This window comes from Roseococcus thiosulfatophilus, from assembly GCF_017311575.1.
In the GTDB taxonomy this organism is placed as follows: Bacteria; Pseudomonadota; Alphaproteobacteria; order Acetobacterales; family Acetobacteraceae; genus Roseococcus; species Roseococcus thiosulfatophilus.
In genome coordinates this window covers 227167-241219 of the sequence record NZ_JAFFQY010000022.1, presented here as the reverse complement: position 1 = coordinate 241219, position 14053 = coordinate 227167, and the positions used below count along the sequence as shown (strand labels likewise).

General features: G+C 69.8%; 13 protein-coding genes. 9 read left to right on the top strand and 4 right to left on the bottom strand.

All coding sequences use genetic code 11. From position 1 onward, the window contains the following. The first annotated feature begins 16 nt into the window (after positions 1 to 16). The 8 genes from JTN19_RS10335 to JTN19_RS10300 are packed head-to-tail and all read left to right on the top strand — an operon-like array spanning position 17 to position 7642. Entirely contained in the window at positions 17 to 1078 is a 1062-nt protein-coding gene (locus JTN19_RS10335) for a flagellar motor protein MotB (protein ID WP_206932060.1), read from the top strand. Next, positions 1075 to 1941, top strand: coding sequence for a flagellar motor stator protein MotA (motA, locus tag JTN19_RS10330; RefSeq protein WP_206932059.1), 867 nt, complete (start codon positions 1075 to 1077; stop codon positions 1939 to 1941). Before JTN19_RS10335 ends, motA begins: the two co-directional genes overlap by 4 nt. Positions 1942 to 1973: 32 nt before the next feature. Next, positions 1974 to 2432, top strand: coding sequence for a PaaI family thioesterase (locus JTN19_RS10325; RefSeq protein ID WP_191083190.1), 459 nt, complete (start codon positions 1974 to 1976; stop codon positions 2430 to 2432). 59 nt (positions 2433 to 2491) lie between these two features. Continuing rightward, positions 2492 to 4099: an ABC transporter substrate-binding protein gene (locus JTN19_RS10320; protein WP_206932056.1), complete on the top strand. Its 1608-nt coding sequence runs from the start codon at positions 2492 to 2494 to the stop codon at positions 4097 to 4099. 4 nt (positions 4100 to 4103) lie between these two features. Continuing rightward, on the top strand, positions 4104 to 5144 hold the full coding sequence (locus JTN19_RS10315; RefSeq protein ID WP_242531032.1) for an ABC transporter permease: 1041 nt from the start codon (positions 4104 to 4106) through the stop codon (positions 5142 to 5144). Beyond that, complete coding sequence (nikC, locus tag JTN19_RS10310; protein ID WP_206932051.1) at positions 5141 to 6040, top strand: nickel transporter permease; 900 nt, start codon at positions 5141 to 5143, stop codon at positions 6038 to 6040. Before JTN19_RS10315 ends, nikC begins: the two co-directional genes overlap by 4 nt. Continuing rightward, positions 6037 to 6864: an ABC transporter ATP-binding protein gene (locus JTN19_RS10305; protein ID WP_206932050.1), complete on the top strand. Its 828-nt coding sequence runs from the start codon at positions 6037 to 6039 to the stop codon at positions 6862 to 6864. The genes nikC and JTN19_RS10305 overlap by 4 nt, the downstream gene beginning before the upstream one ends. A gap of 4 nt (positions 6865 to 6868) precedes the next feature. After that, on the top strand, positions 6869 to 7642 hold the full coding sequence (locus JTN19_RS10300; protein ID WP_206932043.1) for an ABC transporter ATP-binding protein: 774 nt from the start codon (positions 6869 to 6871) through the stop codon (positions 7640 to 7642). Positions 7643 to 7718: 76 nt separating this feature from the next. On the opposite strand, the gene JTN19_RS10295 is transcribed toward JTN19_RS10300, so the two are convergent. After that, positions 7719 to 8666 (bottom strand): glucokinase, encoded by a 948-nt coding sequence (locus JTN19_RS10295; RefSeq protein WP_206932041.1) that lies wholly within the window; start codon positions 8664 to 8666, stop codon positions 7719 to 7721. A 165-nt stretch (positions 8667 to 8831) separates the two neighbouring features. Here JTN19_RS10295 and JTN19_RS10290 point away from each other — a divergent pair, with 165 nt between their 5' ends. Further along, positions 8832 to 10853, top strand: coding sequence for a PhoX family protein (locus tag JTN19_RS10290; protein ID WP_206932039.1), 2022 nt, complete (start codon positions 8832 to 8834; stop codon positions 10851 to 10853). Between the two features lie 43 nt (positions 10854 to 10896). Here the strand turns inward: JTN19_RS10290 and JTN19_RS10285 are convergent, their stop codons facing one another. The 3 genes from JTN19_RS10285 to JTN19_RS10275 form a co-directional block, all read right to left on the bottom strand. Beyond that, the gene (locus tag JTN19_RS10285) at positions 10897 to 11856 is read right to left on the bottom strand and encodes a Bug family tripartite tricarboxylate transporter substrate binding protein (RefSeq protein ID WP_206932037.1); all 960 of its coding nucleotides are present in this window, start codon (positions 11854 to 11856) and stop codon (positions 10897 to 10899) included. 90 nt (positions 11857 to 11946) lie between these two features. Next, complete coding sequence (locus JTN19_RS10280; protein WP_206932035.1) at positions 11947 to 12897, bottom strand: acetamidase/formamidase family protein; 951 nt, start codon at positions 12895 to 12897, stop codon at positions 11947 to 11949. A 75-nt stretch (positions 12898 to 12972) separates the two neighbouring features. Then, positions 12973 to 13983: an MBL fold metallo-hydrolase gene (locus JTN19_RS10275; protein WP_206932033.1), complete on the bottom strand. Its 1011-nt coding sequence runs from the start codon at positions 13981 to 13983 to the stop codon at positions 12973 to 12975. Positions 13984 to 14053: the final 70 nt, after the last annotated feature.

The following is a 14053-nucleotide window of genomic DNA, read 5'->3' as shown; positions in this document are numbered from 1 at the left end:
GCGGACGGGGATCATCTTGGCCAAGCGCGGCAAGGACAAGGGCGGCACGATCGTCATCAAGAAGATCGAGGAAGGCGGCCATGGGCACCATGGCGGCGCCTGGAAGGTCGCCTACGCCGATTTCGTGACCGCCATGATGGCCTTCTTCCTGCTGATGTGGCTGCTGAACGCCACCACCGAGGAACAGCGCCGCGGCCTCGCTGATTTCTTCAACCCCTCCAATGCGCTCGCCACCGGGCAATCGGGCATCGGCCAACCCTTTGGCGGCATGACACCGCACAGCGTGGGCCAGATGACCGCCGATACGGGCTCGGTCCGCATCGAGCGCGGGCCCCGCCCCACCCAGTCCGACGCCGATGAGGACCAGGAGGAGGTCATCCCTCCCATCGCCGACCAGTCCAACCCCAACGCCCCGCCCGGCGAGGAGAACAGCGCGCCCCCCCGCCGCGTGGCGGAGGGCGAGGCGGGGCGGATCGAGGGCACGGCGGAACCCGGCGCCGGTCCCATCACGGAACTGGGCACGCCCGGCACCGACGGCGCGATGGGCGAGGCCGCCGCCGCCGCGCGCGAACGCCAGATCGCCGCCGTGGAGGCCGAACAGGTGTCGCTCGAGGAGGCCGCCGACGCCCTGCGCGCCGCCTTCACCGCCGACCCGGCATTGGCGGAACTGGCCCGGCAGATGCTGGTGGAGATCGTGCCCGAGGGGCTGCGGATCCAGATGCTGGAAAGCGACGGCACGCCCATGTTCGGCACCGGCGGCGCCACGCCCAATGACCGCACGCGCCGCGCCATCCGGGCCGTGGCCGAGCAGGTGGCGGCGCTGCCCAACCCGCTGACCGTGACGGGCCACACCGACAGCACCCCCTTTCGCGGCGGCACCCGCACCAACTGGGACCTCTCGGCCGACCGCGCCAACGCGACGCGCCGCCTGCTGATGGAGGGCGGCGTGGCCGAGGCCCGGCTGCGCGGCGTGATCGGCATGGCCGACCGCGAACCCCTCCTCCCCGAGGACCCCCGCGCGGCCGGCAACCGCCGCGTGTCCATCACCCTCCTGCGCCAGGCGGAGATGCCGCGATGACCACGATCGGTGGCTTTGTCTTCCTGCTCATCATGGTGTTCGGCGGCTACCTGATCGCGGGCGGCAAATTCGACATCATCATCAAGGCGCTGCCCTTCGAGATGATGATGATCGGCGGCGCGGCCGTCGGCGCCTTTCTGATGGCCAACTCGATGCACGACGTGAAGCACACGCTGGGCGGCATCGGGAAGATCATCAAGGGCGGCAAGTTCAAGAAGCAGGACTACACGGATTTGTTGTCGCTGCTCTACTTCTTCGTGCGCCTCGCGCAGACGAAGGGGGCGATGGCGCTGGAGCCGCATATCGAGAAGCCCAGCGAAAGCGCGGCCTTCGCCAAGTTCCCCAAGATCCTGGCCGATCATCACGCCACCGAACTGATCTGCGATTACCTGCGCATGGTGGGCATGAACGCCGACGACCCGCACCAGATCGAGGACACGATGGCGCGGGAACTGAAGAAGATCAAAGAGGAGGAACTGCACTCCTCCCACGCGCTGCAGAACGTGGCCGACGCCTTCCCGGCGCTGGGCATCGTTGCCGCGGTGCTGGGCGTCATCAAGACCATGGCCTCCATTGACCAGCCGCCCTCGGTGCTGGGCAAGATGATCGGCGGCGCGCTGGTGGGCACCTTCCTCGGCGTGCTGCTGGCCTATGGCCTGACCGGCCCCATGGCCGCGCGGCTGAAGGGCGTGGTGGAGGAGGAGGCGCATTACTACGAGGTGATCCGCGCCGTCATCGTCGCCCACCTGCACGGCAATGCGCCGCAGGTCTCGGTGGAGACGGGGCGCAAGGCCGCCCCCACCCAGTACATGCCAAGCTTCGCGGAGATGGATGCCGCCCTCCAGGAACTGAGCATCGCTTGACGGAAGGGCGGGCTGCGCCTCCCCTTCCGGCCATGGACCTGCCCGAACACTTCCGCGCCCAGGCGCACTCCCCTTTCCATGACCTGCTCGGCATCGAGATCATTCTCTGGGAGGAGGGGCTGGCGCGGCTGCGCTGCATCCCCGGCCCCATGCACGGCAACCGCTCCGGCATCGTGCATGGGGGCGTGATGCTGGCCCTGCTGGACCAGGCCAATGCCTTCGCCGGCCTGTTCTGCCCCGCCCCGGGGCGCAAGCGCCACGCCGTGACGCTGGACCTCGACACGCGCTTCACCGGCCAGGGGCGGCTGGGGGTGCCCCTGATCGCGGAGGGGCGGCTGGTGACGGCCGGGCGCAACGTCTTCTTCGCCCGCGGCGAGGTGCGCGACGAGGGGGGCACGCTGGTGGCCTTCGGCGCCTCCACCCACCGCTACCGTTCCGGCAGCCACGCCCTGGAAGGCGTGCCGGCAAAGGGGGCCGACGGCGACGCTTGACGCTGGGGGCCAAGTTATGCGGATTGTCATGGACATCCCTCCATGACGGACGCGAGCCCATGATGCCGAGCCTTCCCAAGCGCGCCCTTCTCACCGGCGCTGGCGCCTCCCTGGCCGCCGCCGCCCTGCCTGGCGCGCGCGAGGCGCAGGCCCAGACGCCGCGCACCGCCCTGGTGATCGCGGCCCAGATCGACGACCTGGTGGCGCTGGATCCGCACCACTCCTTCGAGGTGACGGGCAGCGACCTGCTGAAGAACGTCTATGACCAGCTCTTCGTCCTGGACCCGACCAAGGACACGGCCGAGCTGCAGCCCGGCATCGCCGAGAGCTTCACCGTCAGCGAGGACGGCAAGACCTACACCTTCCGCATCCGCCAGGGCGTGCGCTTCCATTCGGGCAACGCGCTGACTGCGGCCGACGTGGTCTATTCGCTGCGCCGCCCGCTGATGATCAACCGCACGCCCGCCTTCATGTTCCGCAGCGTTGGCCTGACGCGCGACAATGTGGAGCAGAACGTCCGCCAGACCGGCGATTTCGAGGTCCAGGTCACCTTCAACCAGGCCTATGCGCCCACGCTGATCCAGAACCTGTTCACGGCCAACATCGCCTCGGTGCTGGACAGCCGGCTGGTGCAGCAGAATGCCGGCGACGACATGGGCAACAGCTGGCTGAACCGCAACTCCGCGGCGTCCGGCGCCTATCGCCTCGTGCGCTACCAGCCCAATGAGAGCTATATGCTGGAGCGCAACGACCAGTGGTGGCGTGGCCGCGCCAACCTCCAGCGCGTCATCGTCCGCCATGTGCCCGAGGCCGCGACGCAACGCCTGCTGCTGGAGCGCGGCGACGTGGACGTGGCGCGCAACCTGACGCCGACCGACATCGCGGCCCTGCGCGGCCGGCCCAACATCACCCTCGCGGAGTTCCCGCGCGGCACCATCCAGTATTTCAGCGCCAACCTGACCTTCCCGCTGTTGCAGAACCCGAAGGTGGTCGAGGCGCTGAAGTACCTGGTGGACTATGACGGCATCGCGAACAACCTGCTGCCGGGCCAGGTCTTCCCGCACCAGAGCTTCATCCCCCGCGCCATCCTCGGCGCTGTGGACACGCGGCCCTACACCTATGACCCCGACCGCGCCCGCCGCCTGTTGGCCGAGGCGGGCCACGCGAACGGCATCGCGCTGACCATTGATACGGCGAACAGCTTCCCCTCGCTGGACGTGGCGCAGACGCTCCAGGCCAGCATGGCCCGCGGCGGCGTGCGGCTGGAGGTGCTGCCGGCCACCGGCGCCCAGGTGCTGGCCAAGTTCCGCGCGCGGAACCACCAGCTCTTCATCGGCATCTGGGGCCTGGGCTATCCGGACCCGCACTACAATGCGGACAGCTTCAGCAGCAACCCGCCGGGCACGGACAACCCGGGCAAGCTCACCTGGCGCAATGGCTGGGACATTCCCGAGCTGACCCGCCGCACCGAATCCGCGATGACCGAGCGTGACCAGAACGCCCGCGCCGCCATCTACCGCCAGATCCAGGAGGAGTTCATGAACACCTCCCCCTTCGCGATCTTCGCGCAGCAGCAGGTGCAGGTGGCGCATCGTTCCAACCTGCGCGGCTACATGGCCAGCTCGCCGGGGCTGTCGGCCATCTACTGGCTCGCGACCAAGGGCTGAGACCATGAGCGCCACAATGGGCGGGGCCGGCGCGCTGAGAGGCGCCCGCCGGGGGGGCGAGTTCGTTCTCCAGGTGGCGCTGACGCTGCTGGGCCTGCTGGCCGTCACCTTCTTCATCGGCCGGGTCGTGCCCATCGATCCGGTGCTGGCCGTGGTGGGCGACCAGGCGCCGCGCGACGTCTATGAGGCGGTGCGGGCGGAGCTGGGGCTGGACCAGCCGCTGTGGTGGCAGTTCTGGCTCTATGTGCAGAAGATGGCGGTGGGAGATTTCGGCACCTCGCTGGTGACGAACCGGCCGGTGCTGGATGACATCGCCCGCGTGTTCCCGGCCACGCTGGAGCTGGCGACCATCGCCACCATCATCGGCGTGGTGCTGGGCGTGCCCATGGGCATCGCGGGCGCCGTCTACCAGGACCGCTGGCCGGACCAGCTGGTGCGCGTGATCGGCTTGGTAGGCTATTCCGTGCCCATCTTCTGGCTGGGCATCATGGGGCTGCTGGTCTTCTACGGCATCCTGGGCTGGGTCTCGGGGCCGGGGCGGCTCGGCGTCTTCTTCGAGGGCATCGTGGACCCGGTGACGGGCGTGATCCTGATCGACGCGGCCATCGCCGGTGAGTGGGAGGTGTTCTGGAACGCCGTCAGCCATGTGGTGCTGCCGGCGGCGGTGCTGGGCTATTTCTCCATCGCCTATATCGCGCGGATGACGCGGTCCTTCATGCTGGACCAGCTCAGCCAGGAATATGTCATCACTGCCCGCGCCAAGGGGCTGTCCGAGGCGCGGATCATCTGGGTGCATGCGCTGAAGAACATCTCCGTGCAGCTGATAACCGTGATCGCGCTCTCTTATGCGCGGCTGCTGGAAGGCGCGGTGCTGACCGAGACGGTCTTCGCCTGGCCTGGCCTCGGCCGCTACCTCACCACCGCGCTGCTGGCCGCCGACATGAACGCGGTGCTGGGCGGCACGCTGGTGGTGGGCGCCGTCTTCGTGGGGCTGAACCTGCTGTCGGACGCGCTCTACAAACTCATGGACCCGAGGGCGCGATGAGCACCTGGCGCGCACAACTCCTCACCGACACCCCCGCCTCGCGCAATCAGGCGCGGCTGGGGCAATTCTATCGCGGCTGGCTGCAGTTCAAGCGGAACAAGCTGGCCGTCCTGGGACTGCTGATCGTGCTGCTGCTGATCGTGGTGGCCGCCTTCGCGCCCTGGATCGCAACGCATGATCCCTACGCGCAGGACCTGGCGCGGCGCCTGCTGCCACCGGGCACGCAGGGCCATTGGCTCGGCACCGACGAGTTCGGACGCGACACCTATTCGCGCCTCGTCTACGGCGCGCGGATCACGCTGATGATCGTGGTGCTGGTGGCGGCCATCGCGGCCCCCATCGGCCTGCTGGTCGGCACCGCGGCCGGCTATCTCGGCGGCTGGGTGGACGCGGTGCTGATGCGCCTCACCGACGTGTTCCTGGCCTTCCCCAGCCTGATTCTGGCGCTGGCCTTCGTGGCCGCGCTCGGGCCGGGCATCGAGAACGCCATCATCGCCATCGCGCTCACGGCCTGGCCGCCCTATGCGCGCATCGCCCGTGCCGAGACCATCACCATCCGCAACAGCGACTACATCGCGGTGGCGCGGATGCAGGGGGCGCGGACGGCGCGCATCCTGTGGGCCTACATCATGCCGCTCTGCGTCGCCTCGCTGGTGGTGCGGGTCACGCTGGACATGGCCGGCATCATCCTGACCGCGGCCGGCCTGGGCTTCCTCGGCCTCGGCGCGCAGCCGCCCATGGCGGAATGGGGGGCGATGATCTCGGCCGGGCGGCGCTATGTGCTGGACCAGTGGTGGGTCGCCACCATCCCGGGCATCGCCATCATCGTGGTCAGCCTCGCCTTCAACCTGCTGGGCGACGGGCTGCGCGACGTTCTGGACCCGCGCAAGTCATGAGCAAGCCGCTGCTGGAGGTCGAGGACCTCCGCGTCACCTTCCCCACGCCGACCGGCCCCTTCCGGGCGGTGCGGGGCGTGTCCTTCAGCCTGGGGCGCGAGCGCCTGGGCATCGTGGGCGAGAGCGGTTCCGGCAAGTCCGTCACCGGCCGTTCGGTGCTGAGCCTGCTGCCGCCGCATGCGCGGGTGGAGGCCAAGCGCCTCAGCTTCGACGGGAAGGATTTGCTGACGGCCAGCCCGGGCGAGATGCGCGCGCTCCGCGGCAGCCGCATCTCGCTGGTCATGCAGGACCCGAAATACTCGCTGAACCCGGTGATGCGCGTGGGCGAGCAGATCGCGGAGGCCGTGCGCGACAAGGGCGCCGGCGCCCGCCGCCGCGCCATGGAGATGCTGGAGGCCGTCCGCATCCGCGACCCGGAGCGCGTGTTCAACCTCTACCCGCACGAGGTCTCGGGCGGCATGGGCCAGCGCATCATGATCGCGATGATGCTGGCGCCGGAGCCGGATCTGCTGATCGCGGACGAACCCACCTCCGCGCTCGACGTCACGGTGCAGATGCAGGTGCTGGCCATCCTGGACGATCTGGTGGCGAAGCGCGGCATGGGGCTGATCTTCATCAGCCATGACCTCGACCTCGTGGCCTCCTTCTGCGACCGCGTGCTGGTCATGTATGGCGGCCGGGTGATGGAGGAACGCCATGCGCGCGACCTGCGCCAGGCCACCCACCCCTACACCCAGGGCCTGCTGGACAGCCTGCCCCGCATTGACGACGACCGCGCCGAGCTGCCCACGCTCAAGCGCGACCCCGCCTGGCTGAAGGACTGACCGCATGATCCAGGTGCGGAACCTCAACGTCACCTTCGGGCAGGGCGCGCAGGCGGTCCGGGCGGTGCGCGATGTGAATTTCTCGGTGGCCGAGGGCGAAAGCTTCGGCCTGGTGGGTGAAAGCGGCAGCGGCAAGTCCACCGCGCTGCGCGTGCTGGCGGGCTTGAACCCGCATTGGACGGGCGAGGCGGCGGTGGCCGGCGTCTCGGTCGGCCAGCGTGATGCGCGCCTGCCGCGCTTGGTGCAGATGGTGTTCCAGGACCCCTATGCCTCGCTGCACCCCCGCCACACGGTGGACCGTGCGCTGAGCGAGCCATTGGAAATCCAGGGCATCGGCGATGTGGGGCCGCGGGTGGAGCGCGCGCTGACGGATGTGGGCCTCGGCCCTGCCTTCCGCTTCCGCTACCCGAACCAGCTTTCGGGCGGGCAGCGGCAGCGCGTGGCCATCGCGCGCGCGCTGATGCTGGAGCCCAAGGTGCTGCTGCTGGATGAGCCGACCTCGGCGCTGGATGTGAGCGTGCAGGCCGAAATCCTGAACCTGCTGCGGCGGCTGCGGCGCGCCCACAACCTGACCATGCTGCTGGTGAGCCACAACCTCGCCGTCATCGCGCATATGTGCGACCGGCTGGCGGTGATGAACCGCGGCGCCATCGTGGAAGAGATGGACGTGGCCACGCTGCGCCGCCAGGAGCCGCGCGAGGCCTATACGCGGCAGCTGCTCCTCGCCAGCCGGGGCTATGACCGCGAGGTGGCGGCCAACATCATCACATATGATTGATGCCCTCAGGCGCCGGGCGCTCCCTGCGGGCGCTTGGCTCGCGGCATAGGCCGCGGCGCCTGTTCGGCGCTCGGCCCTACGGGCCGCCTCCTGTGTCACGCGCCACATACCGTGCCAGCCCCATCAGCGCGGGCTGGTCATGGATGATGACATGCACGGGGATGTGGGAGAGATAGGCCTGCATCTTGGGCTTGTCGCGGAAGCGGTTCAGGAAGGCCTCGACCGGCAGCAGGTCGAACAGCTTCTGGGCCGCGCCGCCGGCCAGATACACACCGCCCCGCGCGCCCAGCAGCAGCGCCGCGTCGCCGCAGAAGCCGCCCAGCGCGCGCCAGAACACGCCCACCGCCTCCTGCGCCAATATGTCGCCGCCGCGGGCGGCGTCCGCGATGGTGGCGGCGTTCTTCGGGCTGCGCTTGCCGCCGCGCATGTCGGCCAGCGTGGCATAGAGGCGTGGCAGGCCGCTGCCGGAAAGCAGATCCTCGTTGGAGACTGGCCCATGGGTGCGGCGCAGATGGGCCAGCAGCGCATCCTCCAGCGCGTCACCGGGGGCGAAGGCGCTGTGGCCGGCCTCGGTGGCGATGGCCCGCCCGGCCGCCATTCCCGCCATGCCAAGGCCGGTGCCCGGCGCCACCACCAGCAGTGGCGCGCCCGGCACCGCCTCGCCCGCATGCAGGGTGCGCAGGTCCTCCCTGCCCAGGGCAGGGAGGGACCAGGCGGTGGCCTCCAGGTCGTTCAGGAACTCCACTTGGCTGATCCCGAGGTCCGCTTGCAGCGCGTCGTGGTCCAGAACCCAGGGGGCGTTGGTCAGGCGGATAGGGCCGGCCTCGATGGGCGCGGCCAGCGCGCAGACCAGCCGCGTGAGCGGGCCGTCATGGCCCAGGCGTTGCAGCGCCTGGCGGATGGCCGGGGCGGGGCCGTCATGCTCCATCACGCGCAGCGCGATGATGCGGCCATGCCGGCCGCCCTCGGCCAGGGCGAAGCGGGCATTGGTGCCGCCCAGATCGGCGATGAGGGTGTGGGTCATCCCATCACCCTGCCCCAGCGCGCGCCGCGACCCAAGCCATCCCCTTCCACAAATACATCATCACGCATTCGTCACGGATCCAGCAGCCCAATCGTCACAGTGGGCATGGATCAACGGCGCGAGGCGGGGCGCGTTGCCGCCGCCAGGCCAGGACGAGGCATCCCCATGATCCACTCCCAGCACGACGCCCTTGTTGACCTCGAAGCGGGTGACGAGCCGCTGTCCAACCCTTCCGCCAACCCCTTCTTCACCGATATCGCCGCCCAGCGCATGTCGCGCCGCGGCTGGATGGCGGGCGGCATGGCCGCCTTCATGACCGGCTTCCTGCCCGCCGGTTCCGCCAAGGCCTCGGTGACCGGCCCGCAGCCGGCCATCGGTTTCCAGCCCGTGCCCGTCGCGGCGCAGGACCGCGTCACCCTTCCGCCCGGCTATTCCGCGCAGGTGCTGATCCCGCAGGGCACCATGCTGGATGGGAGCGCCGGCCGCCCCCTGGTCGAGATGTCGGGGGAGGAGCAGGGCCGCGCCATCGGCGCGCACCATGACGGCATGCATTTCTTCCCCATCGAGGGCCAGTCGCCCGACCAGGGCAGCAGCACCGAGGGGCTGCTCGTCCTGAACCACGAATATGTGGAGCCGCGCTTCATGCATGCCCGCGCCGCCGGCCTCAGCCTCGGCGCGGGCCGCATGCCGCTGGAGGATGGCGCCCGCAACCCCGACGAGGCGCTGAAGGAGATCAACGCGCATGGCGTCTCCGTCGTGCGTATCGCTCGCGGCACCGATGGGGCCTGGAACGTGGTGGCCGACCCCCGCAACCGCCGCATCACCGCCGCCACGCCCATGGAGATCGCGGGCCCGGCGCGCGGCCATGCCCTGCTGCGCACGACATACAGCCCGGACGGCACCCGCACCCGCGGCACCCTCAACAACTGCGCGCATGGCGTGACGCCCTGGAACACCTACCTCACCTGCGAGGAGAACTGGGCCGGCTATTTCGTGAACCGCACCCAGCCGGAACAGCGGCCGCGCGAACAGGCGCGCTATGGCGTGCCGGTCCAGCAGTCCCGCTACAACTGGGACCAGGCGCGGGGCGGGGCGGATGAATTCGCCCGCTTCGACGCCACCACCCGGGGTGCGGACGCCACCGCCGACTACCGCAACGAGCCCAACGGCTTCGGCTGGGTGGTGGAGATCAACCCCTTCGACCCTGCCAGCACGCCGGTGAAGCGCACCGCGCTGGGCCGCTTCGCGCATGAGGGCGTGGTGTTCGGCCCGGTGGCCGAGGGAAGGCCGGTCGTGGCCTATTCGGGCGACGACAGCACCTTTGAGTACATCTACAAATTCGTGAGCCGCGCGCCCTACCAGGCTGCCAGCGCGAGTGGCGCGCTGCTGGACGAGGGCACGCTCTACGTCGCGAAGTTCAACGCGGACGGCACTGGCGAATGGCTGCCGCTGGCGCATGGTGTGGGCCCGCTGACCGCGGCTAACGGCTTCGCGGACCAGGGCGAGGTGCTGGTGAACACGCGCCTCGCCGCCGACACGGTGGGCGCCACCAAGATGGACCGGCCGGAATGGGGCGCGGTGGACCCGGTGGATGGCCGCGTCTACTTCACCCTGACCAACAACAGCCGCCGCACCGAGGCGCAGGTGGACGCCGCCAACCCGCGCCCGCGCAACGCCTTCGGCCAGATCGTCCGCTGGCGCGAGGAGGGCGATGACCACGCCGCCACCCGCTTCGCCTGGGACCTCTTCGTGATCGCGGGGCCCGAGGACAACAGCCGCGTGGCCGGCGACGCGGCGCTGACGGCCGACAACAGCTTCGCCTGCCCGGACGGGCTGTGGTTCGACGCGGACCGTCGCCTCTGGATCCAGACCGATATCGGCGAGAACGAACAACTGCGCGGCGCGCTGGCGCCCTTCGGCAACAATGCCATGCTCTGCGCCAACCCCGTGACGGGCGAAATCCGTCGCTTCCTCACCGGGCCCGTCGGCCAGGAGATCACGGGCGTCGTCACCACGCCGGACCGCCGCACCATGTTCGTGAACGTGCAGCACCCCGGCGCCACCACCCCGGCGGCGGACTTCGCCGCGGGGCGCGTGAACAGCACCTGGCCCGATGGCGAGGGGCGGCTGCCGCGCTCGGCCACCATCGTCATCACGAAGAACGATGGCGGCGTGATCGGGACCTGACGCCGCAAGAAAGCCGGCGCCCGGAGTGGGCGCCGGCCCCGTCTCAGCCCGCGGTCAGGTTCGCGGTGCGGACGATCTGGGCGTAGGTGGCGGTGTCGCTGCGGATACGGTCCCGCAGCGCGTCCGGCCCCTGCGCCAGCACGTCAATGCCGATGGCGCCCAGCCGCGCCTGCGTCTCCGGCCGGCGGATGGAGGTGAGGAAGGCGTTGGACAGCGCCTCGCGCACCGCCGGCGCCGCGCCCTTGGGCATGACCACGCCATACCAGGTGTCGGAGAGAAGCTGGGGGAAGCCCAGCTCCGCGCAGGTGGGCACCTCGGGCAGCATGGCGTGGCGCGTGGCGTTCACGATGCCCAGCGCGACCAGGCGGCCATCGCGCAGCCCGGGCAGCACGTCCGGCAGGTTGCCGATGGAGTAGTCCACCCGCCCCGCCAGCAAATCCACCAGCATGGGGGCCACACCGCGATAGGGCACATGCTCGGCGTTCAGCCCGGCCAGGATCTTCAGGTGCTCCAGCCCCATGTGCTGGCTGGTGCCCTGGCCATTGGTGCCGAAGCTGAGGCCGCGGCCCGGCGCCCGCGCCTTCGCCAGGAAGCCGGCGAAATCCGACGCCACGGACGGATGGCAGACCAAGACATGCGGCGTGTAGACCAGCAGCGCCAACGGTTCGAAATCCGCCTCGGCGTCATAGGGGCGCGGCTGGTGCAGCGTCTGGTTCACGGTGAAGCTGTTGGCGACCATCAGCACCGTCTGCCCGTCGGCGGGCATGGCCTTCACCGCCTGCACGGCGACAAGCGTGCCCGCGCCGGGGCGGTTTTCCACCACCACATTCTGGCCGAGCAGCGAGGCCGCGCCCTCCGCCACCGCGCGCCCCACCGTGTCGAAGCTGGAGCCGGGCGGGAAGGGAACGACGTAGCGGACAGGCGAGGCGGGGCGCCACCCGCCCTGCGCCAAAGCGGGGGTGGCAATCAGGCCGGGCAGGGCCAGCAGGGAACGACGGCGCATGAAACCTCCAGATGAAACAGGAACCTGGCCCGCAAGTGCGGGCCATGCTGCAATGCAGCAATTCCTGTGCCAGCCGGTGGCGTCAGCGTCTCAGAACAGCAGGCCCTTCTTCAGCAGGCCGTGCACGCCCTTCTCGCCGTTCACGGTCTGCGTCACGTGGAAATCCACCGCCAGGGAGCAGAACTGGTAGGCATCGGCGGCACTCAGGTTCGTGCGGCTGGTGATGAAGCCGATCATCTCGCGCAGGGCGCGCTTCATCGCCTCGTCCAGATCCTCGTGCATGCCCATGGAGATGAAGTGGGTGGCGGTTTCGGCGCGGGGGTATTTGAGGTCCATCCCCTTCTCGACCGTCAGGCGGAAATGCCCCGTCAGGCACATTTCCAGGGCGTTGATGCACACCTCGCCATCACCCTGCACGCCATGGCCGTCACCCGCGCTGAACAGGGCGCCGGGGGCATGGACGGGCAGGAAGAGGGTGGCACCCTCGCCGATCTCCTTGTTGTCCAGGTTGCCGCCATGGGCGCGCGGCTCCTTGGTGGAGATGGCACCCCACTCGGCCGGGGGGGCCACGCCCATCACGCCGAAGAAGGGCGAGAGCGGCAGGGTCACGCCCGGGCCCACCGGCACATGGCCCGTGCGCTTCTCGCGGTCCACCGGGATGTGCAGCATGCGCTTGTAGGGGAAATCCTCGGGCAGTGTGCCGCCGAGCGGGCGGAAGCCGCAGAAGCCCCAATCGCAGCCCAGCTCGATCTTCTCGATGTCCACGCGCAGCACGTCGCCCGGCATGGCGCCCTTCACGGCGACGGGGCCGGTCAGGATGTGCGGCCCGAGGCGCGGCGGGTTGCTGGCATGGATGGCGGCCAGGTGCGCCGGCACCTTCAGCCCCGAGGCCGGGTCCGGCATCACCTCCGGCCCGCCGGAGACGCATTCGAGAATGACCAGGTCCCCGCTCTCCACCTCGATCAGCGGCTTGTAGCTGGCGTCGAAGGTGCCCCAGCGGATGGTCTCGGGCGTGGCGGACAGGCGATGGGTGGCGGGCATGCGCGGCTCTCCAGGGTTCCACCACCCTGTTGCCGAGACGCGCGCGCGGGGTCAATCCGCGCGCGCATCAGGGGTTCAGGTGAACTGCGCGGGGCGCGGCACGTAGAGATAGCCCTCGCCATCCCGGATGATGCGGCCGAAGCCGGGCCAGGGTACATGCACGCCGCCCATCAGGATGCCCTCGCTCGCCAGCATGTCGAGCGTGCGGACGCGGCTTTCCACCCCCGCATCCGGGTCCACGTCCACGCCCACGCGCCAGCGCGGCCGGGCAAGCTGGATCACCATCTGGTGCGCGATGTCGCCCCAGATCAGCATGGTCTGGTTTTGCGAGGTCAGGCGGAAGCTGACATGGCCGGGGGTGTGGCCGGGGGCAGGCTCCATGAAGACGCCCGGGATGACTTCCAGCCCCGCGCGCATCTCCACCGTGCGGATGCGGTTCGGATAGGGCGCGATGGCGCGGCGCGCGGCTTGGATGAAGCGCTGGCCCTGGGGCACGCGGCTTTCCATGCCGGGGTCGGTCCAGAACTGGTGGTCCACCTGGGTGACGACGATCTCGGCATTGGGGAAGTTGCGCGTGGTGCCGTCATAGCTGAGGCCGAGCGCATGCTCCGGGTGGATGTGCGTCAGCAGCACCGTGTCCACCTGCTCCGGGCTGTAGCCGGCGGCGCGCAGCGCATCGAGCGTCTGGCCGGTGGTGGGGATGAAGCTGGAATGCCCGCCGCAATCAATCAGCGCCAGGTTGCGCCCGGTGTTGAGCAGATAGGCGCCGACCGGCTGGTGCAGCCCGCCCGTCTCGCTGCGGAAGGCACGTTCGCGCAGGGGGGCGATCTGCTCGGGCGTGCTGTCGGGGAAGAAGCGCTGGATGAAATCGGGCTGTCCCTGCATGGCGCCGTCCAGCAGCGTCGTCACCTCCACATCGCCCACCTTCATGCGGTGGAACCGGGGCGGCATGGGGCCCTGCTGCGGGGGCACGCTGCGGGTCGCCTGGGCCTGCTGCGCGGCGGCGGGGGTCGCGGTGGCGGTGGCGAGGCCGGCCGCGCCGAACAGCGCAGCGCGGCGGGCGAAGGAAAGCAGTTTCAGGTCCATGGGGCCGTCTCCCGTTTCGTCTCGCGGGGGAATAGGGTGGAGGTCCGAACATGTCAGCCCGTTCATGTTC

Excerpts from the sequence above, each read along its gene's own strand:
- JTN19_RS10285 (WP_206932037.1), bottom strand. The coding sequence starts at position 11,856 with ATGCGCCGTCGTTCCCTGCTGGCCCTGCCCGGCCTGATTGCCACCCCC.
- nikC (WP_206932051.1), top strand. The coding sequence starts at position 5,141 with ATGAGCACCTGGCGCGCACAACTCCTCACCGACACCCCCGCCTCGCGC.
- JTN19_RS10295 (WP_206932041.1), bottom strand. The coding sequence starts at position 8,666 with ATGACCCACACCCTCATCGCCGATCTGGGCGGCACCAATGCCCGCTTC.
- JTN19_RS10290 (WP_206932039.1), top strand. The coding sequence starts at position 8,832 with ATGATCCACTCCCAGCACGACGCCCTTGTTGACCTCGAAGCGGGTGAC.
- JTN19_RS10315 (WP_242531032.1), top strand. The coding sequence starts at position 4,104 with ATGAGCGCCACAATGGGCGGGGCCGGCGCGCTGAGAGGCGCCCGCCGG.
- JTN19_RS10320 (WP_206932056.1), top strand. The coding sequence starts at position 2,492 with ATGATGCCGAGCCTTCCCAAGCGCGCCCTTCTCACCGGCGCTGGCGCC.
- JTN19_RS10325 (WP_191083190.1), top strand. The coding sequence starts at position 1,974 with ATGGACCTGCCCGAACACTTCCGCGCCCAGGCGCACTCCCCTTTCCAT.
- motA (WP_206932059.1), top strand. The coding sequence starts at position 1,075 with ATGACCACGATCGGTGGCTTTGTCTTCCTGCTCATCATGGTGTTCGGC.
- JTN19_RS10300 (WP_206932043.1), top strand. The coding sequence starts at position 6,869 with ATGATCCAGGTGCGGAACCTCAACGTCACCTTCGGGCAGGGCGCGCAG.
- JTN19_RS10305 (WP_206932050.1), top strand. The coding sequence starts at position 6,037 with ATGAGCAAGCCGCTGCTGGAGGTCGAGGACCTCCGCGTCACCTTCCCC.
- JTN19_RS10280 (WP_206932035.1), bottom strand. The coding sequence starts at position 12,897 with ATGCCCGCCACCCATCGCCTGTCCGCCACGCCCGAGACCATCCGCTGG.
- JTN19_RS10275 (WP_206932033.1), bottom strand. The coding sequence starts at position 13,983 with ATGGACCTGAAACTGCTTTCCTTCGCCCGCCGCGCTGCGCTGTTCGGC.